This is a genomic window from Bacillus cabrialesii, from assembly GCF_004124315.2.
GTDB lineage: Bacteria > Bacillota > Bacilli > Bacillales > Bacillaceae > Bacillus > Bacillus cabrialesii.
Window position 1 is genome coordinate 3,379,664 of record NZ_CP096889.1, and the last position, 23,326, is coordinate 3,402,989.

A 23,326-nucleotide genomic window follows, 5' to 3' on the forward strand; every position below is an offset into this window, starting at 1 on the left:
TCCCCCCCCCTTTCACGATTCGAAGTAGTGATGCTTTTCTAAATATTCCTTAGCAACGACAGACGGCTCTTTTAGGTTGCCGTCGACTTCATAATTGAGCTCCTGCATTGTGGCTGTGTCGATTTTCCCGATCATTTTCCGGATAATGCTTTCAAGCTCAGGATGTTCTTTAAGCACTTGTTCGGGAACAACCGGCGAGCAGTCGTACGGCGGGAAAAATTGCTTATCATCCTTTAGCATTTTGAGACCATAGGACTTGATTCTTCCATCCGTCGAATACGCAAGCACAATGTCCATTTTTCCGCTTTTGACCGCGTCATACACAAGTCCGATCTGCATCGGATACGTACCGTCGAACGCCATGCCGTAGGTTTTCGTAAAATCCTGATAGCCGTTTCCCTTGAGCTTCATCCAATAGTTATCGACACCCAGCTTTAGTTGCGGCGCCCATTTTTTAACGTCTGATACGTTTTCCAAATGATATTGATCGGCCAGCTCCTTGCTGACCGTAAAGGCATACGTATTATCAAACCCATAGGAGTCATACCATTTTAGATCGTATCTTTTTTGAAACTCCCGCTGTGTCAGCGCCAGCGCTTTGTCCGGATCTTTTTCGGGTTTCATTCTCAGCGTGCCGGTCAGCGCGTCTCCGGTATATCTTGTGGCCGCGATGTCGATTTCCCCGTTCATTAAGGCTTGCTGCTGCACCGCGTTGGAGCCGAGATTTTTAATGGTTGTTGTTTTAAGATCAGTATGGTGTTCGATCAGCTGGCCAAGCATGCTTGCGATGATTTCTGACTCACTCATGCTCTGCGCGCCGATTTTAATGGTCTGGTCTGAAGCGGCGCTGAGCCCGGGAAGCGAACAGCCGCTTAGCATCAGCATTACTGCGAGCGTGAAACCGCTCAGCCATTTAAGATGTTTTCTTTTCATGAGCAGCCTCCTTATGAAACTTCCTTCAATTTCTGCGTGCCGGCAGGTGTCAGTTTTCGTTCAGTCACCGCCAGCACATAATCAATCACAATCGCCAATATCGTGACGGGAACGGCCCCTCCGATGATATATTCCGGCTGATATAAATTCAGCCCGATAAAAATGGTATCGCCCAAACCGCCGCCTCCGATAAAGGAAGCAAGCGTGGCCCAGCCGATTAAGTAAATCGTCGATGTTCTGATTCCAGCCATAATAACAGGCGCGGCAAGCGGCAGCTCCACCAGGCGGACTTGTTCAGCCGGTGTCATTCCGATGCCTTTGCCAGACTCAAGCAGATTTTTGTTGACGCCGCGAATGCCGGTATACGTGTTGCGGAGAATCGGCAATACGGAATAGAAAAACAAAGCCGCGATGGCCGGAACCTTTCCGACACCAAGAACCGGAATAAAAAAAGCGAGAATCGCCAAACTCGGCAGCGTCTGAATGATATTGACGATGCCGATAATGGTACCGGCTCCCTTCTTCATTCTAGTGAGCACAACCCCGAGCGGGACGGCAACGAGTACGCCCAAGATAACAGCAATGAGCGAGATCGTGATATGCTCATATGTTTTATAAAGGAGCTCGCCCCCGTTGGTTTGCAAAAATTGAACAATATGATTCACAACTTATCGCCTCCCTATGACAATACCGCGAGCTGTTTTTCTTCTCCCCAGAGAGAGTCATATACAATGTCGACCAGGCTCGCTCTCGTCACAATTCCAATTAAGCGCCGGTTTTCATCCACAACAGGGACATATTTGACACCCCGTTTTAAAATTTTGCGGACCGTGTCGCGCAGCAGTGTGCCGCCCAATACTGTATATATATCTTCATGTAAAACCTCTCCTACGAGATTCGCTTTTTTCCGGCATTGGTCAATGATTTCAACATCGACATAGCCTTGCAGCATGTGTCCGTCATCGACGACAAGCAGTGAATCGACACGCTCCTGCCTCATTAGCTGAATCGCTTCAGAAAGCGTTTTATCCGCTGTGATCGTCACAGGCTGCGTGTTCATAATCTGGTCAACCCGTTCCACATCCGGGCTGGATGACTGGATCAGCCGCTCCTTGCCGATAAATTCCTCAACAAATTCATCTGCCGGATTTCTCAAAATGTCATCGGGCGTTCCGACTTGAACGATTTCTCCCGCTTTTAATATCACAATCCGGTCAGCCAGTTTAATCGCTTCATCCATATCGTGGGTAACAAATATGATGGTTTTATGTAAGGTTTTTTGCAGTTTTTTGAATTCTTCCTGAAGGGAATCCCTCGTAATCGGGTCGAGCGCCCCAAACGGTTCATCCATTAAGATAAGCGGCGGCTCTGCGGCAAGTGCCCGTAATACACCAATTCGCTGCTGCTGCCCCCCGCTTAATTCATGAGGGTAACGGTCTACATATTCTGGTCCCATATCGACCAATTTTAAAAGCTCACGCGCCCGCTCTTTCCGCTTGTGCTCCGGCCATTTCAACAGTTTCGGTACGAGTGAGATGTTCTGCTGAATGGTCATATGGGGAAACAGGCCGATCTGTTGAATGACATAGCCGATCTTACGCCTCAGCTCTACGGGGTCCCGTTCCATGATGTTTTCGCCTTCAATGAAAATCTTGCCGGCGGAAGGCTCAATTAATCGGTTAATCATTTTCATTGTTGTCGTTTTTCCGCAGCCGCTTGGACCGATAAAACAGATAAATTCGCCTTTTGCAATCTTAAGATTCACGTTGTTCACGGCTTTTTTGCCGCCCTTGTATGTTTTTGAGACATTTTGTAATGTCAGCAAACATCGCACCCCCAAAGTTAAGTTTATTCAATTCGTTCAGTTTATATTTAATTTTTCAGACAATTGAATGGTTCCCATTATAGAATAAAGTTTATAAAATAAAAAGTTTACAATTTGTTCATATTATTTATAAAGTATGTATAAACGCTGATTTACCCGTATTGACCTGTAATGATCTCCTTATTGCTCCAATTTCCTGCCAAATTCTCTTGATGCGGCATTTCCGCCGCATCAAAAATGTGGTATATTGACATCGGAATTGTTAGCTGAAAGGATTGAAACCGTTGGAGAAAGATCCGTTAACGATCATTGAACAAGCTGAGGACCACTTAATAGAAAGAATCGCAGAAAACACGCATGCATTTGGAATGCCCTCTACGGTAGGACGTGTGCTGGGCATTATTTATATGAATCGAAAACCGATGACGCTGACCGAATTGTCTGAAGCGACCGGCATGAGCAAAACGCGCATGAGCCAGGTTGTGCGGGAAATGCTAGATGCCAACATCGCCGAGAAAGTGTTCGAAAAGGGCGTGCGAAAAGATTTATATGAGGTTGAGCAGGATTACTACCAAACGTTTATCACGCTGTTTACCGCCACTTGGAGCAAAGTCGTCAGCAAAAACAAAATGATGCATAAAAAACTCAACCGGGAGCTGCTCAGCGTCTTGGATGATGAGCTTACCCCTGAAGCGGAAGAAAAAGTGAATGAGTTGCTGAAGGAATTAAAGGAATTGCTTGATTATTATCATTGGCTCGGGCGATTGATTGAGTTTTTTGAAAGCGAAGAGATTTTTAAATATGTGCCGAAGCCGTAAAAAAACGCCCTGTCATAAACAAGGCGTTTTTTCTTATGCGGCGCAGGCCAGGTTTTTCTTCTTTTTAATCGGGCTTAACGCGCGTTCAAGCCAGCCCATCACCAAATCGGCAATCACCGCTATCAGCGCCGTGGGGATCGCGCCCGCTAATATAATGGCGGTTCCATTTGTTGCGTTTGATCCCCTGACGATGATATCCCCGAGACCGCCTGCGCCGACAAATGTCCCGATGGCCGTAATGCCGATGGCGATGACAAGCGCGGTGCGCAGGCCGGCCATTATGACAGAAAGCGCAAGCGGAAGCTCGACCATCCGCAGCACTTGAAATTTTGTCATCCCCATTGCTTTTCCCGATTCAAGATAGGCGTGCTCAATACTCATAATCCCTGTATACGTATTTCTGATAATCGGCAGAAGAGAATACAGAAATAATGACAATATCACCGTATTAGCGCCCAGCCCCATGACAAGCATCAGCACGGCGAGCATGGCGAGAGCCGGGATGGTCTGAATGACGTTCGTGACCGCAAAAACCCATCCGCTTAATCTTCTGTATCTGGCTATCAGGATGCCGAGCGGAATCCCTACAATGGCGGCAAATAAAACACCGTACACCGACATCAAAAAATGGCGGTAAAGCTCCTGCAGCACGTAACCGCCGTTTTGCGAATAGTAAGTGCCAAGCTGCTGTAGTACTTCCATAAGATCCGCCTCATTTCTTAGTCAAAATAATGATGTTTCTCTAAAAATTCCTTCGCTACGACAGATGGCTCCTTCAGCTTGCCATCCACCTCATAATTAAGCTCCTGCATTGTTTCCGTATCGATTTGCCCAATCAGCTTATTGATCACGCCTTCAAGCTCCGGATGCTCCTTCAGCACCTTTTCCGGAATCACCGGTGAACAGTCATACGGCGGGAAAAAGCGCTTATCGTCTTTTAAGATTTTCAGATCATAGGCTTTAATCCGTCCATCCGTTGAATAAGCAAGAACGGCGTCCATTTTTCCGTTTTTGACTGCGTCATAGACAAGCCCGATCTGCATCGGATAGGTTGTGCCGAACTCAAATCCGTACGTGCTGACAAAGCCTTTATACCCATCGCCTTTCCGTTTCAGCCAGGCATTGTCGACGCCCAGTTTATATTGGGAAGCGTTTTTCTTCAGGTCAGACACGGTGTTGATATGCTCCTTTTCCGCAAACTTTTTTGTCACGGTAAAGGCATATGTGTTATCAAATCCGTAGGAATCAAACCATTTATAGGAAAAGCGCTTTTCAAATTCGTTCTGCACAATGTTCAGCGCTTTTTTCGGATCTTTTTCAGCTTCCCTGCCGAGGGTGCTTGTTAAATCCGTCCCGGAATAGCGTGTGGCAGAAATATCAATGTCACCGCCGAGCATCGCTTGGTGCTGAACATAGTTTGACCCGAGATTTTTCACTAAAGCGGTATTCAAATCTGTATCATGTTCAATAAGCTGCGCCATCATATTCGCTAAAATTTCTGATTCTGTCATGCTTTGCGCCCCGATTTTGATCGTATCGTCCGAAGCGCCGCCGAGTCCCGGCAGAGAGCAGCCGCTCATCAGCAGGACAAAAACGAGCGCGAACACGCCAAGCCATTTGATTTTTTTCGTTTTCAACAGAGCCAACTCCTTACGAAACTTCCTTCATCCCTTGCAATCCTTTCGGCGTCACCTTTCGTTCTGTCACGGCCAGCACATAATCAATGATAATGGCCAGAATCGTGACCGGGACAGCGCCGCCAATAATATATTCAGGCTGATACAGGTTCAGGCCGATAAAAATGTAATCCCCGAGACCGCCGCCGCCGATAAACGAGGCCAGTGTCGCCCAGCCGATTAAATAAATCGTTGACGTCCGGATTCCCGCCATAATGATCGGAATCGCCAGCGGAATTTCGACGAGCCGAATCTGCTCCCAGCCGGTCATGCCAATTCCTTTGCCCGATTCCAGCAGATTTTTGTTGACACCTTTGATGCCGGTATACGTATTGCGCAGGATCGGCAGCACCGAATAGAAAAATAAAGCGACTATCGCAGGCACTTTCCCTACGCCGAGAAGCGGAATGAAAAAGGCTAAAATCGCCAGACTCGGCAGGGTTTGCACAATGTTGGCGACGCCTATTATCGCGCCTGCCCCTTTTTTCATTCTAGTGAGAGCGACGCCGAGCGGCACTGCTACAATAATGCCCAATACAACGGCTATGAGTGAAATATATAAATGCTCTCCTGTTTTATACAGCAGCTCTCCGCCGTTCGTTTGCAAAAAAGTCATCATTTGATTCATCTTAAAAGAGCTCCTTCCTTGGTCAGATCGTCATGAGCTGGTCTTCCTCGCCCCATATGGAATCGTATACGATATCAACCAGACTCGCTCTCGTCACAATTCCCGCTAAATGGTTCTCCTCATCCACCACAGGAACATACTTGATTCCCTGCTTCAAGATTTTCCGCACCGTATCGCGAAGAAGCGCTCCTTTTTGCACGGTATATATATCAGAGCGGTATACATCGCCAACGACGCTCGCTTTTTTGCGATTTTGATCAATCATTTCCACATCAACATAGCCCATCAGCACATTTTGCCGGTCCACAACGAGCAGCGAATCGACACGTTTTTCTCTCATCAGCTGAATCGCCTGGGAAAGCGTTTTGTCCGCTGATACCGTCACAGGCGTTCTGTTCATCATTTGCTCAACCCGCTCGATATCCGGTCTTGACTGGATCAGGCGTTCTTTCCCGATAAACTCTTCAACAAATTCATTTGCCGGGTTCCGGAGAATCTCATCAGGTGTGCCGACTTGAACGATTTCGCCCGCTTTTAAAATCACGATCCTGTCAGCAAGCTTAATCGCTTCGTCCATATCGTGGGTTACAAACACAATCGTTTTGTTTAGCGTTCTCTGCAGTTTTTTGAATTCTTCCTGAAGGGAATCACGCGTAATCGGATCAAGCGCTCCGAACGGTTCATCCATTAAAATGAGAGGGGGTTCCGCAGCCAGTGCGCGCAGCACACCGATTCTTTGCTGCTGTCCGCCGCTGAGCTCATGGGGATAACGGTCTAAATATTCCGGGCCCATATCGACTAGCTTTAACAGCTCTCTCGCCCGTTCTTTCCGTTTTTCTTCAGGCCATTTCAGCAGCTTCGGCACGAGTGAGATGTTCTGCTGGATGGTCATATGGGGGAACAAACCAATTTGTTGAATGACATAGCCGATTTTTCTCCTCAGCTCAACCGGGTCCTGTTCCATAATATTTTCTCCGTCGATAAAGATCTTACCTGACGATGGTTCAATCAATCTATTAATCATTTTCATCGTCGTGGTTTTTCCGCAGCCGCTCGGGCCGATAAAACAGATAAATTCGCCCTTGGCAATATCTAAATCAATGCTGTTCACAGCTTTTTTGCCGCCTTTATATACTTTTGACACTTGTTCTAATTTCAGCAATCCGTGCACCTCCGCAGGTTTCCTTTAAATTTTCTGAAAAGTATAATCTTTATTATAGTTTGAACTTTATAAAATAAAAAGTTTACAATGTGTTGAAATTATATGTTATTTACAGATTATTTATTGTTATGACTAAGACGGAAAGGGTGTTCTTACAATTACGCCGGATACCTCCCTCTTCCTCCGCATTCAGCTATTTTCAACAACTGGCAGAAATATGATATATTGACACCATCAATTGCCATTGAAGGGATGATCAGCTGTGGAAAAAACCGCTCTCGACATCATTGATCATGCTGAAGAGCATCTCATTGAGAAGATTGCCGAAAATATGCATACGTTTGGAATGCCTTCAACTGTCGGGCGTGTGCTTGGAATTATTTATATGAATCGAAAACCGATGACATTAAGCGAGCTCTCTGAGGCAACGGGGATGAGCAAAACACGGATGAGCCAGGTTGTCCGTGAAATGATCGACGCCAATATTGCAGAGAAGGTGTTTGAAAAAGGCGTACGAAAAGACCTTTATGACGTCGAGCAGGATTATTATCAAACCTTCATTTCTTTATTTGCGGCGAACTGGACGAAGGTCGTGAGCAAAAACAAAGTGCTGTATAAAAAATTAAACCGGGAGCTGACTGATCTTTTACAAAGGGACGGGCTAACGCCGGAAGCGGAAGAGAAAGTCAATCAGCTGCTGATTGAATTAAGAGAATGGCTCCATTACTATGACTGGCTGAGCAGGCTGATTGAATTTTTCGAGAGTGAAGAAGTCTTTCAATACGTGCCGAAAACAAAAGAAAGCAGCTCTCTGAAGTAAGGGAACTGCTTTTTTTGTTGATAAAATCCTAAAATGGTTTTGGGATTTTATCAGTTATAGCCTGTCAGAAACGCTCCATGCTACAATGAAGTGACAAATGGAATAGGAAGGACGTATACAGATGTTCAAAAAAATTGCAGCAGATGCACTGGGCTTATCTGATATCGGAAAAATTATCGAACCTCAGGATTATGACAAAACAGATGCTGATGACTATGTCATGCATGAGGACAATGAAAAAATTTATTTCTTGATTAAAACGAAAGCAGACGAATACTGCTTTACGAATGTGGCACTGATCCATGTAGACGGCGCACGCGCCACTTCCTCCAAACGAACGTTGAAACGCTATCCTTATTCGCAATATAAAATCTCCGACGTTTTTCTGGAAACCGCCGGAAAAGTCGATTTGGATGTGGAGATTAAGTTCAAGCTGGGCGCTGAACAATTTGACATCGATGTACACAAAGACCAAATTGAAAAGTTAAAAGACCTTTATAAAGCACTGCTTCGCATCGCTGAAACAACCTATGAAAATGATATTTTAATCAATCAAGCGGAACAAAGCTTGGATAAAGCCGTGACGATCCTTCACCATACCCGCCCCGAGCACGTTAACATTGAAACGCAATATAAAGAGCTGACCGAATTCGGATTCACTTGGCTGACATCCGTTCGCTCACAGTATCATATTAAGGATTTTGGAGATGTATTTGAGAAATATATTAATAACTAGCAAAAAAAAAGACACAGCTGCTATTGAGCTCGTGTCTTTTTTTATGTAACATTTTTGTATGAATATTGGTTACTTTACAACTTTTTTCTTTTATAATAAAACTATTAGTCTATTTTCCCTATAACACAGGTAAAGGAGTTATTTTATGTATTGTCCTCAATGCGGCCATCAAACAGATGGCGGAAAATTTTGTGAGAAATGCGGGTCGCCGCTCCCTGGTCAATCAAGCCAGCAGCAGGCAGCGCAAACCGGAGCCGCAGCAAAGCAAGCGGCAAAACAGTTCGGTTCATTTGTCCTGGCCGTCCTGAAACGCCCTTATCAGGAATGTAAAACAACAGGCGGAGAACAGCTGATCAGCGCGATCATCACGTTGGTTCTTTTCAGTTTGCTGACCCCTTTGATGTTTTATATTCTTTTTTCAGACGGTCCCGGAAGCGTAAGCTTTACAGCAGTCTTTTTGGAGCCAACCATTTATTTTATTTTATTTCTATTTGGTTTGCATGCCTTAATCTATTTCGCCTTAAAAATCGCGGGAAACCAAGTATCTTTTAAGGATTCATTCTCCAGATTCGGAGCATTCCTTATTCCGTTTACGGCTATTTTGATTCTTGCCCTTTTCTTCTTTTTATTACATACAGACATTTGCTTCACCATATTAGCCGTTGGTTTAATCGGTGCATTCTTTGCCATTCCTCCAGCAATGCTGAGCAGTTACCAGCATTCATATAAAGGAAAGATTGATATCATTTACTCAACGATTGTGATTTATCTGATAATCTGCGTTACATTTCAGCTCATCGTCGAACACTATATCAAAGAGATTTTCCGTTATATGCTCTTTTAAAAAAACACCCTCATCACCTGCCGGTGATGAGGGTGTTTTTTTATTGAATAGACGTTAAGTAAATTCTTCCGTTCTTCACCGTACCTGTATAGGTCCAGTTATAGGTTCTAAGCTTTGGACTGCCGCCTGATTTTGTGATATAGAATTCTTCATACGTCTTAATCGTGATAGCAGACCCATTTTGACTCCAGCTTTTCACTTTATAGTTATTAAAGTCTTCTGTTGTCCCCTCTTTATTCAGCTTCGCCACAAGATGCTGCTGATCGGAATAAAGGGAACTGCCTTTTTCAAGGCTGTCTTCCATTAAGGAAAAATTATTTTGATTTACGGCATCTGCCTGACCTTGCAGATAACTGCCCATAAATAATGTCACCTGTTCATCTGTAACATCACCGCTTGCTGAACTTTCACTGCCTTTGTTTTTCGAGCCTTCCCAAGCGGATGTGTACGTCTCCGGTTTGTCATTTTTGATTTTCTTTATATTTGTACCGGCAGATTCGAATGTTGATTCTGCATCTTCGAAAATCCACTTTTTCTGTTTTTTATCATATGAAAGGATATACTCGTAACTCGGGCTGTCATCAGTCATTTCTGGTTTTGAATAGTCGCTGTACGAAGCAGACTGGTGAAGTTCTTTCCCTGTTACCGATACCTGCCACGTCCCGTCGTTTTTTTGAGAGAGCGCGAATGTATCAAGGTCAAAATCAGTTTCTAAGTATTTATCTTTTAAGTATGAATCCGTGTTTTTCATAGAATCGACGGTATCCTTCGTCTCTGCCTTCCATTTGGCACCCGCTTCTGTCATTTGGGCAGTATTCCCATCTGACAGCGCTTTGGAGTACTGTTTTGTTGTTTTGACAATCGTGTTCATAATCGTTTCCTGTGTATCTTGATCAGGAATTAACGTTAACTCCATTTCTTTATGATCGATCGGAACGCCCGCTGTTTTTGTTTTCCCCCATGGAAATTCTGCCTCGACTGAAGCCGTCATGGATCCGTCTGTCAGAAGAGGGCCGTATGTTACCGATTTGAACGGGTCTTTATGAATCGACCTGCCGTTAATAAGCAAGTCTCCCTTCCCGCTCTTGATGTCATCCGCTAAACTGAATGTCACATCGTCTGCCTCCAATGAGAGATTCACACGAAAGCTGTTATCGCCAACCGCCTGAATGTCTTCCTTTTTCACAAGATCGACTACATCGTTTTTCAGTTTGGCTGAGACTGTATATTCGCCGGGAATGTATGGCCCGAGAGTTTGTGCTTGATCCGCTTTCTTTACAGATCCGGCTTCTTCTTTATTGACATATAGATCGGTATTTTTATAATTGCTGCTCACTTCAAAATAAACAGGTGCTACCTTTAAGTCATAATGGTCAAAAACAAGCAAGCTTTTTCCGTCTTGCTCCGCGTATACGATATCCTTTTGGGCTGTTTCAGCACGCAGCGACGCAAATAGCTCATCTTTTTTATCCGGGTGATCCTTTAAATAGGCAAGAAACGGTTTTACATTATTTTTAGTCAGTTTAAGCTTGTCATTTACCGGCGTAAGAAGAGACGCGATTTGCTCTTTATCCTCATTATTTACAGCCTCTTCAAATTTGTTGACTAACCTATCCTTTGAAGTAAAGTACGCCCCGGTTTTATATGCGGCGAATAATATGACGCACGCTGCGGCAATGCTGCTCCATAAAATGATGGTTTTTTTAGGGATTGGTTTTCGCGGAGCCTGCCTCGTTTCAGCAGTGCTTGCTGTTTCTTTATGTGCCTGTCTGCTGCTCCCTCCGATCGGGGCGCCGCACTCTTTACAAAATTTGGCACCTTCATTATTTTTTTGACCGCATTCCTTACAAAACATGTGACTTTCCTCCTGTTTGTTATTCACTATTTTGTACAGATTTCCTATGTTTCATATTTTATAATAGAATGGTATGAAATTGGAGTAAATCATGAAAATATCTCAATAAACATATGAAAAGGTGGAATGAACGTGCAAAAGCTCAGGATTCAAATAAGAGAAAAAACAAATGACGAATTATACGACCTATTGCTTCTTGCCGATCCGTCGAAGGACATTGTAGACGAATATCTTGAGAGAGGAGAATGTTACACAGCTTGGGCCGGTGATGAGCTTGCCGGTGTTTATGTATTGCTAAAAACAAGGCCGCAAACAGTTGAAATTGTAAATATTGCCGTAAAAGAATCTCATCAGAAGAAGGGCTTTGGCAAACAGCTTGTACGAGACGCCATCGAAAAGGCAAAGGAGCTGGGTGCGGACACGATTGAAATCGGCACGGGAAATTCCAGCATTCATCAGCTTTCTCTCTACCAAAAATGCGGATTCCGCCTTCAGGCGATCGACCATGATTTCTTTGTCAGACATTATGATGAGGACATTTTTGAAAACGGAATTCAATGCCGCGATATGGTGAGGCTTTATTTGGATCTGTAAAGCATAAAAAAACCGCCGAGAAAATCCCGGCGGTCATTTTATTACTTATTCAAGTTGTAGAAAGAGTTAATACCGTGGTATTGAGCAGTTTCAGCCAACTGATCTTCGATACGAAGAAGCTGGTTGTATTTCGCAACACGGTCCGTACGAGACGGAGCACCTGTTTTGATTTGTCCTGCGTTTGTTGCCACAGCGATGTCAGCGATTGTGCTGTCTTCAGTTTCACCAGAACGGTGAGAGATAACAGCAGTGTAGCCTGCGCGTTTCGCCATTTCGATCGCATCGAATGTTTCAGTCAATGTACCGATTTGGTTTACTTTGATCAGGATAGAGTTGCCTACGCCGTTTTTGATGCCTTCAGCAAGTTTTTTCGTGTTTGTAACGAAGAGGTCATCACCGACAAGCTGAACTTTTTTGCCAAGACGCTCAGTAAGAAGCTTGTGGCCTTCCCAGTCGTTTTCGTCAAGTCCGTCTTCGATAGAGATGATTGGGTATTTAGAAACCATTTCTTCGTACCAGTCAACCATTTCAGCAGATGTTTTCACAACGCCTTCGCCAGACAGATGGTATTTGCCGTCTTCTTTGTTGTAGAACTCAGAAGATGCAGCATCCATTGCAAGTTTCACTTCTTCGCCAGGTTTGAAGCCGGCTTTTTCGATTGCTTCAACGATTGTTTGAAGCGCTTCTTCGTTAGAACCAAGGTTTGGAGCGAATCCGCCTTCGTCACCTACAGCTGTGTTCATTCCTTTAGCAGAAAGAACTGATTTCAGGCTGTGGAAGATTTGAGCGCCCATGCGAAGTGCTTCACGGAAGTTAGGAGCACCTACAGGCATGATCATGAATTCTTGAATGTCCACGTTGTTATCAGCATGCTCTCCGCCGTTTACGATGTTCATCATCGGTACAGGAAGAGTTTTTGAGTTGAATCCTCCAAGGTATTGGTAAAGAGGAATCTGCAAGAAATCAGCAGCTGCGCGCGCGCAAGCCATAGATACGCCAAGGATTGCGTTCGCACCAAGTTTGCCTTTGTTTTCAGTACCGTCAAGCTCGATTAAAAGCTGATCGATTGCGTTTTGTTCAGTTACATCAAAGCCAAGAAGCTCTGGTGCAATGATTTCGTTTACGTTGTTAACAGCTGTTAACACACCTTTTCCAAGGTAACGGTCTTTGTCGCCGTCACGAAGCTCAACTGCTTCGTATTCACCTGTAGAAGCTCCGCTTGGCACTAATGCGCGGCCGAAAGCTCCTGTTTCTGTATATACTTCAACTTCAACTGTTGGGTTGCCGCGGGAGTCTAATACTTCGCGTGCATAAACATCAACAATGTATGGCATGAGTTTTGTCTCTCCTTTTGATTTTCAAATTATTTTTGAATTAAAGATGTTCCTGTCATTTCTTTCGGTTTTTCAACACCGAGAAGGTCTAATAACGTTGGTGCAAGGTCGCCTAGGATTCCGCCTTCACGCAGCGTGATGCCTTCTTTCGTAACAATCACAGGGACTGGGTTTGTCGTATGAGCAGTGTGCGGTTCGCCTGATTCTGTAATCAGAATGTCAGCATTACCGTGATCAGCGGTAATGATAGCGTGTCCGCCTTTAGCGAGAATCGCGTCGACGACTTCGCCTAAGCATTCGTCCACTGCTTCAATTGCTTTGATTGTTGGTTCAACCATTCCGGAGTGGCCGACCATATCAGGGTTCGCGAAGTTCAAAATGATCGCGTCATGCTTGTCAGCTTCAATTTCTTTGACAAGCGCGTCCTTCACTTCATACGCACTCATTTCAGGCTTCAAGTCATATGTTGCAACTTTCGGCGAGTTGATGAGAATACGCTCTTCACCTGGGAATTCAGCTTCACGGCCGCCGCTCATAAAGAACGTGACGTGCGGATACTTTTCAGTTTCTGCAATTCGAAGCTGTTTTAATCCGTGCTGAGATAATACTTCTCCGACTGTGTTATCAAGATTTATCGGTTTAAACGCCACATAGCCGTCAACTGATTCACTGAAGTGAGTCAGGCAAACGAAATGCAGGTTCTTCGGATAATTCTCGCCGCGGTCGAAATCGCGGAAGTCTTTGTTTGTGAACGTGTTGGAAATCTGAATGGCGCGGTCCGGTCTGAAATTATAGAAAATCACAGAATCGCCGTCTTGGATTTTCGCAACAGGCTCACCGTTTTCTTTTGTGATGACAGATGGAATCACGAATTCATCATAAATTCCGTTCGCATATGAATCATCAACAACATCCAGTGCGCTGCGGTATGTCGGGCCTTCGCCGTACGCCATTGCGCGGTACGCTTTTTCTACACGGTCCCAGCGTTTGTCGCGGTCCATCGAGTAGTAACGTCCGGAAATGCTGGCGATTTCACCCACACCGATTTCCTTGATTTGTTCGTTCAGCTGGTTGATGTATGTTTTCGCTGTTTGCGGACCAACATCACGGCCGTCAAGGAAACCATGGACATAAACCTTTGTCAGCCCTTCATTTTTCGCAAGCTTTAACAATGCGAACAAATGATTGATGTGGCTGTGCACGCCGCCGTCTGATAAAAGGCCGAACAGGTGCAAGGCTTTGTTGTTTTCTTTCGCGTTGTTCATCGCGTCAAGGAATGTTTGATTGCGTTCGAACTCTCCTTCGCGAATGGCAACATTTACGCGTGTTAAGCTTTGGTACACAATACGTCCCGCGCCGATATTTAAGTGGCCTACTTCGGAGTTCCCCATTTGCCCGTCAGGAAGGCCTACAGCCTCGCCTGAAGCAGTCAATGTTTGATGAGGATACTGGTTCCAATAGCGGTCAAAATTCGGTTTTTTCGCTAAAGCGACTGCGTTTCCTACTGTTTCGTTACGTAATCCGAACCCATCAAGAATGATGAGTGCAGCTGGTTTTTTACTCATATTGACCTTCCTCCAATAATTGAACGAATGACTGTGGCTCAAGGCTCGCGCCGCCGACCAAAGCACCGTCAATATCGGACTCTGCCATATATTCTTTAATGTTTGCAGGCTTTACGCTTCCGCCATATTGGATGCGAAGCTTGTCTGCAGTTTCTTGGCTGAAGCTTTCAGCGACGGTTTTACGGATATGCGCACACACGTCGTTCGCATCTTTCGCTGTTGAAGATCTGCCTGTTCCGATTGCCCAGATTGGCTCATACGCAATAACAGAAGCAGCAACTTGTTCTTCAGAAAGACCAGCAAGGCCTTTTTTCACTTGGTCAGCAACTAGATCATTTGTTTTGCCGGCTTCGCGCTCTTCAAGCGTTTCACCCACACAGATGATCGGCACAATGCCGTGTTTGAACGCAGCATGTGCTTTTTTGTTAACTGTTTCATCAGTTTCAGCGAACATTTCACGGCGCTCAGAGTGTCCGATGACGCAGTAGTCAACGCCAAGGTCTTTCAGAGCAACCGGGCTGATTTCGCCTGTGAACGCGCCGCTTTCTTCGAAGTGCATGTTTTGAGCGCCGACTTTAAGATCAGTGCCTTTAACAGCAGAAGTAAGCTTTTCTAGGAAAAGCGCTGGCGCGCAAACAACAGCTTCCGCTTTGTCTGCTGCTGGAATGGAAGATTTCACTTCTTCAACGAAGCTGACAGCTTCGCCGAGTGTTTTGTTCATTTTCCAGTTACCGGCGATAATTGGTTTTCTCATCTGTTCCACTTCCTTATAGCAGTTTTGAGATTATTTGTCGTTAAGTGCAGCTACCCCTGGAAGCTCTTTGCCTTCCATAAACTCAAGGGATGCGCCGCCGCCTGTTGAGATGTGGCTCATTTTGTCAGCAAGGCCAAATTTTTCAACCGCTGCCGCAGAGTCTCCTCCGCCGATGACAGAGTATGTATCTTTCGCCTCTGCCAATGCTTCCGCAACCGCTTTTGTTCCTTGAGCGAACAAGTCGATTTCGAATACGCCCATCGGTCCGTTCCACACGACAAGCTTGCTGTTTTTGATGACGTCAGCATATGTTTCGCGTGTTTTCGTACCAATGTCGATTGCTTCTAAATCACTAGGGATTTCAGAGATCGGCACCATTTTTACGTTTGCATCGTTAGAGAAATCATCTGCAACGAGTACATCTTCAGGCATATAGAAGTTAACGCCTTTTTCTTTCGCGCGGTCCATAAATGATTTCGCAAGCTCGATTTTATCCTCTTCAAGAAGAGATTTACCGACTTCATAGCCAAGCGCTTTTACGAATGTATAAGCAAGACCTCCGCCGATGATCAGGTTGTCTACTTTATCAAGAAGACTTTCGATTACACCGATTTTGTCTTTTACTTTCGCTCCGCCGATAATCGCCGTGAATGGGCGGTCAGGGTTAGAAACCGCTTTTCCGAGTACATCAAGCTCTTTTTCCATTAAGAAACCTGCGACTGCTGGCAGATGCTTGGCAATTCCAGCTGTAGATGCGTGAGCGCGGTGGGCAGCACCGAATGCGTCATTCACATATACATCTGCAAGCTCAGCAAATGCTTTTGCAAGCTCAGGATCATTTTTCTCTTCACCAGGGTAGAAACGTACGTTTTCCAATACAAGAACGTCTCCGTCCTTCATATCAGAAATTTGTGCTTTTACAGCATCGCCGTAAGCTTCATCCGCTTTTTTCACTTCTTTGCCAAGCAGTTCGCCGAGACGTGCAGCGACAGGAGTTAAACGAAGCTCCTCAGCCACTTCGCCTTTCGGGCGGCCTAAGTGGCTCGCTAGAAGGACTTTCGCGCCTTGGTCTGCAAGGTGTTTGATTGTTGGAAGCGCAGCACGGATACGAGTATCGTCTGTTACTTCCCCGTCTTTCATTGGAACGTTAAAGTCAACGCGGCAGAATACAACTTTACCTTTTACGTCGATGTCTTTGAGTGTTTTCTTATTCATGCCTAGGAGATCCTCCTTCAAAATGGTTTGCATACAGCACGAAAAACGTGAAACCGTCTGGTCAAGCGATAACGCCGCCAGGGCAGATCGCAGTCTTTTTCGGCACAGGGCAGTTCGTCTAAAAGCCAGGGCAGCGGCCATAGGCGAAAGCGCCGGCAAAGCTGCTGAAAAGCGGCCCTTCCTCTATCACAGAACGTTTTCTGAAAGCCGGTCTTCATGGAAAAAGGGAAAGGGAGTCCGTCCCCTTCCCTTGTCCGCTTTCATTATAGCGCTTCTATTCAAAAGAACCAAGTCAGGCCCTTTTTTCAGCTATAAATTAAAGACCTTTTTTTGCGATGTAAGCTGCAAGGTCAACAACGCGGTTAGAGTAGCCGCTTTCGTTATCGTACCAAGAGATTACTTTTACCATGCTGCCTTCCATAACCATAGTAGAAAGAGCATCGATTGTAGAAGAGTTTTTGTTTCCGTTGTAGTCGCCAGAAACTAATGGCTCTTCACTGTAGCCAAGGATTCCTTTAAGGTCGCCTTCAGCCGCTTCTTTAAGAGCTGCGTTTACTTCTTCAGCTGTTACTTCTTGGTTCAGTTCAGCAACCAAGTCAACTAGAGAAACGTTTGGAGTTGGAACACGCATTGCTCCACCGTTCAGTTTGCCTTTTAGTTCAGGAAGAACTAGAGAAACTGCTTTAGCAGCACCAGTTGATGTTGGGATGATGTTTTCAGCTGCTGCACGCGCACGACGGTAGTCTTTGTGCGGAAGATCAAGGATTTGCTGATCGTTCGTGTAAGAGTGAACAGTTGTCATCATACCGCGTTTGATGCCGAATTTGTCGTTAAGTACTTTTGCAAACGGCGCAAGGCAGTTTGTTGTGCAAGATGCGTTAGAGATAACATCGTGGTTAGCCGCATCATATTTATCTTCGTTAACACCCATAACGATTGTGATATCTTCTTCGTTAGCAGGAGCAGAGATGATTACTTTTTTCGCGCCAGCTTCTAAGTGTTTCGCAGCGTCTGCGCGTTTTGTGAAGAAACCAGTAGATTCAACTACGATTTCAACGCCTTGTTTGCCCCAGCTAAGTTTAGCAGGATCGCGTTCTGCAGAAACTTCGATTGTTTTGCCGTTAACAACAAGGTTGTTACCGTCAACTGAAACTTCAGCGTCTAATTTTCCGTGTACAGAATCATATTGTAAAAGGTGAGCCAGCATGTTAGCATCTGTTAAATCGTTAACCGCTACTACCTCAACTTCAGGATTGTTTAATGCTGCGCGGAATACGTTACGTCCAATACGACCAAAACCGTTAATACCGACTTTTACTGCCATGATTGTTTCCTCCTTTAAATAAGTGAGAGATATTTATATTGAGGGATTATTCATCCCTTAATAACTTCTTTGCGGCTCCTTCGTCTGTGACGAGAACCGTGTTGCGGGGCTTTTTAAAGTAAGCCTCGATCGCCTCGGCTTTTGATGATCCGCCCGCTACCGCAATAATATCGGGGATGGCGTCGATATCATCCAGCTGCATCCCGACAGAATGCACCTTGTGGACCACTTCGCCGTCCGCGTTAAAATAGTAGCCGAACGCTTCTGTCACCGCGTCGTTGTCATCTATTTTCTTTAAGTCTTCTAAAGGCGTGTTTCTCCGCTCAGCCATAGTTTTAGCTTCGCCGATTCCGTGAACCAGCATACTCGCTGATTTAATCGTATTCAGCACCTCTTTAACAGAAGGTTCTTCAATAATAGATGAGTAGGCGCCTTGTGACAGCTGTCCCGGAACAAACAAAAGCCGGTAAGTGCCTGAAGCCTTTTCCGCCATATGCGCGCATATGGTGTTCGCCTGGTTTTTCACGTCTTCGCCTAAACCGCCTCTTGCAGGCACAAACAAAAGCCCGCGGTTTTTAGAATCCGGCGTCATCATGTCGGCGACAGCTTCGATTGTCGTACCGCCAGTTACAGCGACGATATTTTTGCCTGAAAATCTTTTTTTCATACATGCGACAGCCGCTCTTCCCATTTCTTTTTTGACCCATGGGGATTGATCGCTGTCTCCGGATACGATAATGGCATCCTTAAGATTTAAACGTTCCTTTAATGTCTTTTCCAAAAGAGTCAAACCTAAAACATCTTTCATCGTATCTTCCAGAACGGAAAGCAGTTCATAGCCCTCTTCTGTCAATGTCATGCCGTTTGTTTTTATATCGACCAGATTCTGTTCCTTTAAAAACTGAACCTCGCCCCTCAGCACACGCTCGCTGATTTCAAGACTGGCAGACAGGCTTCTTCGCCCGATGGGTTCTGTCAGCCTGATATACTGCAAGATTTCAAACCTCTTTTGCATAACGAGCAGAAGATCAGGCAATAATTTTTTTTGAGCTTGTATTAACTGGTTCATGACTCAAACGTTCCTTCCTTTTTTTGCTGGACATTATATGTCCCGCTATGACAAAAAACGTCCCATCATAGCCAAAAAAAATTATTTCTGCTTTCTTTAATTATTTTAACAGGCTGGAATTGTTTATTCAACTGTTAAGAGCCAATTCATCGACAATATTCGCAGAGTTTTCATGAGGGAGCGTTTTATCCAGCACTATTTTTCCCTATATATCTTTATCTTATACAGAAAACGCCAAAAGGTGCATCCCAACATAAACAGCCCTTCCAATAGAAAGGGCTGTTATTTTAAAGCGTTTTCATTTTATCCAGAGCTTTTCAATCTCTTCGAGCGACTTGTTCTTTGTTTCCGGACAAATCGTAACCACAAACAAGAAGCAAAGGATATTAATCACCGCAAAAATCCAGAATGTATAGGCCAGCCCGAATGAGTCAATCATCATTGGCACAAACTGTCCGATCGCCCAGTTTGCTCCCCATAAGAAGATGGTCGCAATCCCTGCGGCTCTCGCCCGAAGATGATTCGGGAAGATCTCAGAAATCATAATCCATGTAATCGGCCCTACTGATACACAAAATGCCGCCACAAAACCTAAAATAAAGAAGATCAGCATAAATCCGCTTGTTAACTGAAAGTAGAACGACGTTCCGATTAAGATCATAAAAATAGCCATAAAAGCAGAACCGATGGACATCAGTTTTTTTCGTCCGACTTTATCAATCAGCAACACCGCAATAACGGTAAAAATGACTTCTACAACCCCGACAATACAGGTTGTCACAAATCCGGCGTTTTGCCCGAATCCCATCATTTTAAAGATTTCCGGCCCATAGTAAGTAATCGCGTTCATACCGATGACTTGGTTAAACAGCGCCAGCAGGATTCCAATGACAAGCGCCTTTCTGAGCCCCGGCTTGAACAGCTGGGAGAGCGACCCCATTTGTTCTATTTTTAAAGAGTTCTCAATGTTCTTTAACTCTTCTTTTGCAACAGTTTCTCCATTAATACGTGTCAGTATCTTTAAAGCTTCATTGGTTTTGCCCGCTTTCGCCAGCCACCTCGGACTTTCCGGGACGACGAGCAGGACAAGGAAAAAGATCACAGACGGCACCATTCCATAAGCGAGCATCCATCTCCAGCCGGTGTGCACACCCCATTCGTAAGTTCCAGACCGCTGCACAGCGAGATTAATAAAGTACGTAGCGGAAATGCCCAATATCGTAAAGAGCTGATATAAGGAAGAAAGGCTTCCCCGTATGGCAGGCGGCGCCGCTTCCGTAATATACGTAACAGAGAGTGATGAGCCCATCCCAATCCCGAGGCCTCCGATAATCCTCGCAATAATTAAGGTAGATACGTCTTGAGAAAGCGCTGAAACGATTGCTGATATCGCAAATAACAAAGCGGCTGCCATTAAAATTTTTCTCCGGCCGAACCTATCGCTTAAAAATCCGGATATTCCGACGCCCGCTACTCCTCCGATCATAATGCTGGAAATCACAAGACCTTCCATAAACGGACTCAGGCTGTATAAATCCTTCAGAAAACCGATGGCGCCAGAAATCACTGCCGTATCATAGCCGTACAGTAAGCCGCCAAGTCCCGCCGCGCATGAGATTAAAATGACAAACCCCATTGAATGGCTTCTTGTTACAGGAGCATTTGGTTCTAATTGAGTTGGAGTATTCTTCATTTCCCTGCCCTCCCTAATGTTGAGTAAAGCGTTTACATTTACCTCTATACTTGTACGTACTTATATAAAAATTTAACGAAAATTCCATTTAATTAGTACGTACAAATATAGAATAATCCTGTTTGCATTTTCTGTCAATGTTTTCTTACAAAGGACGCTGTGATATACTAAAATTTGTCCGTATACATTTTGGAGGAATCGATATGTTACCAAAATACGCTCAAGTAAAAGAAGAAATCAGTTCATGGATTAATCAAGGCAAAATACTGCCCGATCAAAAGATCCCTACCGAAAACGAATTAATGCAGCAATTCGGCGTCAGCCGGCATACCATTCGAAAAGCGATCGGAGACCTCGTCTCACAGGGTCTCTTGTACAGTGTGCAAGGCGGGGGAACCTTTGTCGCTTCACGCTCTGCCAAGTCAGCGCTGCATTCCAATAAAACGATCGGTGTTCTGACAACCTACATATCAGACTATATTTTCCCGAGTATCATCAGAGGAATCGAGTCTTATTTAAGCGAGCAGGGATATTCCATGCTTTTGACAAGCACAAACAACAACCCGGACAATGAACGAAGAGGCCTAGAAAACCTGCTTTCCCAGAATATTGACGGACTCATCGTAGAACCGACAAAAAGCGCCCTGCAAACACCGAATATCGGCTACTATTTGAACTTGGAGAAAAACGGCATTCCTTTTGCGATGATTAACGCGTCCTACGCTGAGCTTGCCGCACCGAGTTTTACATTAGATGATGTGAAAGGCGGCATGATGGCGGCGGAGCATCTCCTGTCTCTCGGCCACACGCATATGATGGGTATTTTTAAAGCTGATGACACACAGGGTGTCAAGCGGATGAACGGATTTATACAAGCGCACCGGGAGCGTGAGTTATTCCCTTCTCCTGACATGATCGTGACATTTACCACGGAAGAAAAAGAATCAAGGCTGCTGGAGAAAGTGAAGGCCACACTGGAGAAAAACAGCAAACACATGCCGACAGCCATCCTTTGCTATAACGATGAAATTGCGCTGAAGGTCATTGATATGCTGCGGGAGATGGATATCAAAGTGCCGGAGGATATGTCTATCGTCGGGTATGACGATTCGCATTTTGCCCAAATCTCCGAGGTGAAATTAACCTCTGTCAAACACCCGAAATCCGCGCTTGGAAAAGCGGCGGCGAAATATGTGATTGACTCCCTTGAGCATAAAAAGCCCAAGCAAGAGGATGTCGTATTTGAGCCTGAGTTGATCATTCGGCAATCCGCACGAAAACTGAATGAATAAAAAAAGCAATGTATGGGTCTCCCCGCTACATTGCTTTTTTTATAGCTGTTATCTGTTTTTCCAAACGTCAGCGATGATTTCAAACGAACGCATTCTGTCTGCGTGTTCAAAGGTTTCTGAGTTGACCATAATTTCATCAGCCTGCGTCGTTTTGACAAAGTCTTCGAGCTTCGCCTTCACCTCTTCCGGTCCGCCGACAATCGTCGAGCTCAGCTGCTCATTGACCATCGCTTTTTCATACGGGCTCCAGATTTGATCCATGTCCTCAACAGGCGGCTTGAGCTGGTTCGGCGTGCCGCGGACAAGATCAAGAAATCTTTGATAATGCGACGTCGCAAGGTGCTGCGCTTTCTCGTTTGTATCTGCCGCGATAATGGTGACGCCGACCATCGCATACGGTTCGTCGAGCACTTCAGACGGCGTAAAGGAGTTGCGGTACAGCTCCAAAGCGGGAACCGTATTCGCCGGTGAGAAATGGGCCGCGAACGCAAACGGAAGACCAAGTTCGCCAGCCAGACGGGCGCTGAAACCACTTGAGCCCAGCAGCCAAATCGGCACATCGATGCCCTCTCCCGGAATAGCGCGGACTTGATTGCGCACATTTCCCTTCGGTTTAAAGTAATTTCGCAGTTCCTCTAATTGTTCCGGAAAATCTTCACCGCTGTTGATGTTTCTGCGGAGCGCTCTTGCTGTCAATTGGTCCGTTCCCGGCGCACGTCCGAGCCCCAAATCAATCCGTCCGGGATACAGCGTTTCCAGTGTGCCGAATTGCTCAGCAATCACCAGTGAAGAGTGGTTCGGAAGCATAATGCCGCCGGAACCGACGCGGATTTTCTTTGTGCCGCCGGCAATATGACCGATCAGAACCGCGGTGGCTGAGCTTGCGACACCTTCTATGTTATGATGCTCAGCGAGCCAGTAGCGGTGATAGCCCCATTCCTCCGCACGGCGCGCCAAGTCCATGCTGTTTCGGAATGATTCCGCAATCGTTCCTCCCTGAACAACCGGAGATAAATTCAAGACAGAAAGCAAGGTATCTTTACGTTGGTTGTTAGACATATTGTTCTCCTTTGCAAATGTGTTATCAGTAAACAGCCTCAAGCTGTCAAGTCATGATCGAATGGACTTCTCTCACACCATAACATAACCGCATTCAGGAATAAAAGAATTTGATTCGATGAAATTCGAA

At 45.3% G+C, this 23,326-nt stretch carries 22 protein-coding genes; 6 read left to right on the plus strand and 16 right to left on the minus strand.

Annotated features, from left to right (window positions below; genetic code table 11):
- Positions 1 to 12: 12 nt before the first annotated feature.
- Genes opuBC through opuBA form a run of 3 tightly spaced genes read right to left on the minus strand, consistent with a single transcriptional unit; the run spans position 13 to position 2,758 of the window.
- Entirely contained in the window at positions 13 to 933 is a 921-nt protein-coding gene (opuBC, locus tag EFK13_RS17335; RefSeq protein ID WP_129507574.1) for a choline ABC transporter substrate-binding lipoprotein OpuBC, read from the minus strand.
- Positions 934 to 944: 11 nt separating this feature from the next.
- A complete protein-coding gene (opuBB, locus tag EFK13_RS17340) occupies positions 945 to 1,598 on the minus strand; it encodes a choline ABC transporter permease OpuBB (protein ID WP_129507573.1) in 654 nt (217 codons plus the stop codon).
- A gap of 14 nt (positions 1,599 to 1,612) precedes the next feature.
- Positions 1,613 to 2,758 (minus strand): choline ABC transporter ATP-binding protein OpuBA, encoded by a 1,146-nt coding sequence (gene opuBA, locus EFK13_RS17345; RefSeq protein ID WP_129507572.1) that lies wholly within the window; start codon positions 2,756 to 2,758, stop codon positions 1,613 to 1,615.
- A gap of 284 nt (positions 2,759 to 3,042) precedes the next feature.
- On the opposite strand from opuBA, the gene EFK13_RS17350 reads away from it, so the two are divergent.
- Positions 3,043 to 3,576: a GbsR/MarR family transcriptional regulator gene (locus tag EFK13_RS17350; protein ID WP_129507571.1), complete on the plus strand. Its 534-nt coding sequence runs from the start codon at positions 3,043 to 3,045 to the stop codon at positions 3,574 to 3,576.
- A 33-nt stretch (positions 3,577 to 3,609) separates the two neighbouring features.
- Here the strand turns inward: EFK13_RS17350 and opuCD are convergent, their stop codons facing one another.
- The 4 genes from opuCD to opuCA form a co-directional block, all read right to left on the minus strand.
- Positions 3,610 to 4,278 carry a glycine betaine/carnitine/choline/choline sulfate ABC transporter permease OpuCD gene (gene opuCD, locus EFK13_RS17355; RefSeq protein WP_129507570.1) on the minus strand — a complete coding sequence of 223 codons (669 nt, stop codon included), beginning with the start codon at positions 4,276 to 4,278 and terminating at the stop codon, positions 3,610 to 3,612.
- Positions 4,279 to 4,295: 17 nt separating this feature from the next.
- Complete coding sequence (opuCC, locus tag EFK13_RS17360) at positions 4,296 to 5,156, minus strand: osmoprotectant ABC transporter substrate-binding lipoprotein OpuCC (RefSeq protein ID WP_129507791.1); 861 nt, start codon at positions 5,154 to 5,156, stop codon at positions 4,296 to 4,298.
- Between the two features lie 70 nt (positions 5,157 to 5,226).
- Positions 5,227 to 5,880 carry a glycine betaine/carnitine/choline/choline sulfate ABC transporter permease OpuCB gene (opuCB, locus tag EFK13_RS17365; RefSeq protein WP_024713505.1) on the minus strand — a complete coding sequence of 218 codons (654 nt, stop codon included), beginning with the start codon at positions 5,878 to 5,880 and terminating at the stop codon, positions 5,227 to 5,229.
- A gap of 22 nt (positions 5,881 to 5,902) precedes the next feature.
- Positions 5,903 to 7,042, minus strand: coding sequence for an osmoprotectant ABC transporter ATP-binding protein OpuCA (gene opuCA / locus EFK13_RS17370; RefSeq protein WP_064816297.1), 1,140 nt, complete (start codon positions 7,040 to 7,042; stop codon positions 5,903 to 5,905).
- 262 nt (positions 7,043 to 7,304) lie between these two features.
- On the opposite strand from opuCA, the gene opcR reads away from it, so the two are divergent.
- The 3 genes from opcR to EFK13_RS17385 all read left to right on the plus strand — a co-directional run bounded on the left by opcR (position 7,305) and on the right by EFK13_RS17385 (position 9,442).
- A complete protein-coding gene (opcR, locus tag EFK13_RS17375) occupies positions 7,305 to 7,862 on the plus strand; it encodes an opuC operon transcriptional regulator OpcR (protein ID WP_129507569.1) in 558 nt (185 codons plus the stop codon).
- Between the two features lie 121 nt (positions 7,863 to 7,983).
- Positions 7,984 to 8,598, plus strand: a complete 615-nt coding sequence (locus EFK13_RS17380; protein WP_129507568.1) for a PH domain-containing protein — start codon at positions 7,984 to 7,986, stop codon at positions 8,596 to 8,598.
- Between the two features lie 145 nt (positions 8,599 to 8,743).
- Positions 8,744 to 9,442: a zinc ribbon domain-containing protein gene (locus EFK13_RS17385; RefSeq protein WP_129507567.1), complete on the plus strand. Its 699-nt coding sequence runs from the start codon at positions 8,744 to 8,746 to the stop codon at positions 9,440 to 9,442.
- Between the two features lie 40 nt (positions 9,443 to 9,482).
- Here EFK13_RS17385 and EFK13_RS17390 read toward each other — a convergent pair whose 3' ends face one another.
- The gene (locus tag EFK13_RS17390; protein ID WP_129507566.1) at positions 9,483 to 11,297 is read right to left on the minus strand and encodes a zinc ribbon domain-containing protein; all 1,815 of its coding nucleotides are present in this window, start codon (positions 11,295 to 11,297) and stop codon (positions 9,483 to 9,485) included.
- A gap of 126 nt (positions 11,298 to 11,423) precedes the next feature.
- On the opposite strand from EFK13_RS17390, the gene EFK13_RS17395 reads away from it, so the two are divergent.
- Positions 11,424 to 11,891 carry a GNAT family N-acetyltransferase gene (locus EFK13_RS17395; protein WP_075746716.1) on the plus strand — a complete coding sequence of 156 codons (468 nt, stop codon included), beginning with the start codon at positions 11,424 to 11,426 and terminating at the stop codon, positions 11,889 to 11,891.
- Between the two features lie 41 nt (positions 11,892 to 11,932).
- Here the strand turns inward: EFK13_RS17395 and eno are convergent, their stop codons facing one another.
- The 7 genes from eno to araE all read right to left on the minus strand — a co-directional run bounded on the left by eno (position 11,933) and on the right by araE (position 20,845).
- On the minus strand, positions 11,933 to 13,225 hold the full coding sequence (eno, locus tag EFK13_RS17400) for a phosphopyruvate hydratase (protein WP_003151625.1): 1,293 nt from the start codon (positions 13,223 to 13,225) through the stop codon (positions 11,933 to 11,935).
- 29 nt (positions 13,226 to 13,254) lie between these two features.
- Positions 13,255 to 14,790, minus strand: a complete 1,536-nt coding sequence (gene gpmI / locus EFK13_RS17405; protein WP_129507565.1) for a 2,3-bisphosphoglycerate-independent phosphoglycerate mutase — start codon at positions 14,788 to 14,790, stop codon at positions 13,255 to 13,257.
- Entirely contained in the window at positions 14,783 to 15,544 is a 762-nt protein-coding gene (gene tpiA / locus EFK13_RS17410) for a triose-phosphate isomerase (protein WP_129507564.1), read from the minus strand. The genes gpmI and tpiA overlap by 8 nt, the downstream gene beginning before the upstream one ends.
- 30 nt (positions 15,545 to 15,574) lie before the next feature.
- Complete coding sequence (locus tag EFK13_RS17415; RefSeq protein ID WP_129507563.1) at positions 15,575 to 16,759, minus strand: phosphoglycerate kinase; 1,185 nt, start codon at positions 16,757 to 16,759, stop codon at positions 15,575 to 15,577.
- Between the two features lie 316 nt (positions 16,760 to 17,075).
- Positions 17,076 to 18,083, minus strand: a complete 1,008-nt coding sequence (gene gap / locus EFK13_RS17420) for a type I glyceraldehyde-3-phosphate dehydrogenase (RefSeq protein WP_003219957.1) — start codon at positions 18,081 to 18,083, stop codon at positions 17,076 to 17,078.
- A 46-nt stretch (positions 18,084 to 18,129) separates the two neighbouring features.
- On the minus strand, positions 18,130 to 19,152 hold the full coding sequence (cggR, locus tag EFK13_RS17425; RefSeq protein ID WP_129507562.1) for a gapA transcriptional regulator CggR: 1,023 nt from the start codon (positions 19,150 to 19,152) through the stop codon (positions 18,130 to 18,132).
- A gap of 298 nt (positions 19,153 to 19,450) precedes the next feature.
- Complete coding sequence (gene araE / locus EFK13_RS17430) at positions 19,451 to 20,845, minus strand: arabinose-proton symporter AraE (protein WP_129507561.1); 1,395 nt, start codon at positions 20,843 to 20,845, stop codon at positions 19,451 to 19,453.
- 203 nt (positions 20,846 to 21,048) lie between these two features.
- Between araE and araR the strand changes: the two genes are divergently transcribed.
- Positions 21,049 to 22,137 carry an arabinose utilization transcriptional regulator AraR gene (gene araR / locus EFK13_RS17435; protein WP_129507560.1) on the plus strand — a complete coding sequence of 363 codons (1,089 nt, stop codon included), beginning with the start codon at positions 21,049 to 21,051 and terminating at the stop codon, positions 22,135 to 22,137.
- A 48-nt stretch (positions 22,138 to 22,185) separates the two neighbouring features.
- Here araR and EFK13_RS17440 read toward each other — a convergent pair whose 3' ends face one another.
- On the minus strand, positions 22,186 to 23,196 hold the full coding sequence (locus EFK13_RS17440; protein WP_064816275.1) for an LLM class flavin-dependent oxidoreductase: 1,011 nt from the start codon (positions 23,194 to 23,196) through the stop codon (positions 22,186 to 22,188).
- Between the last annotated feature and the right edge of the window lie 130 nt (positions 23,197 to 23,326).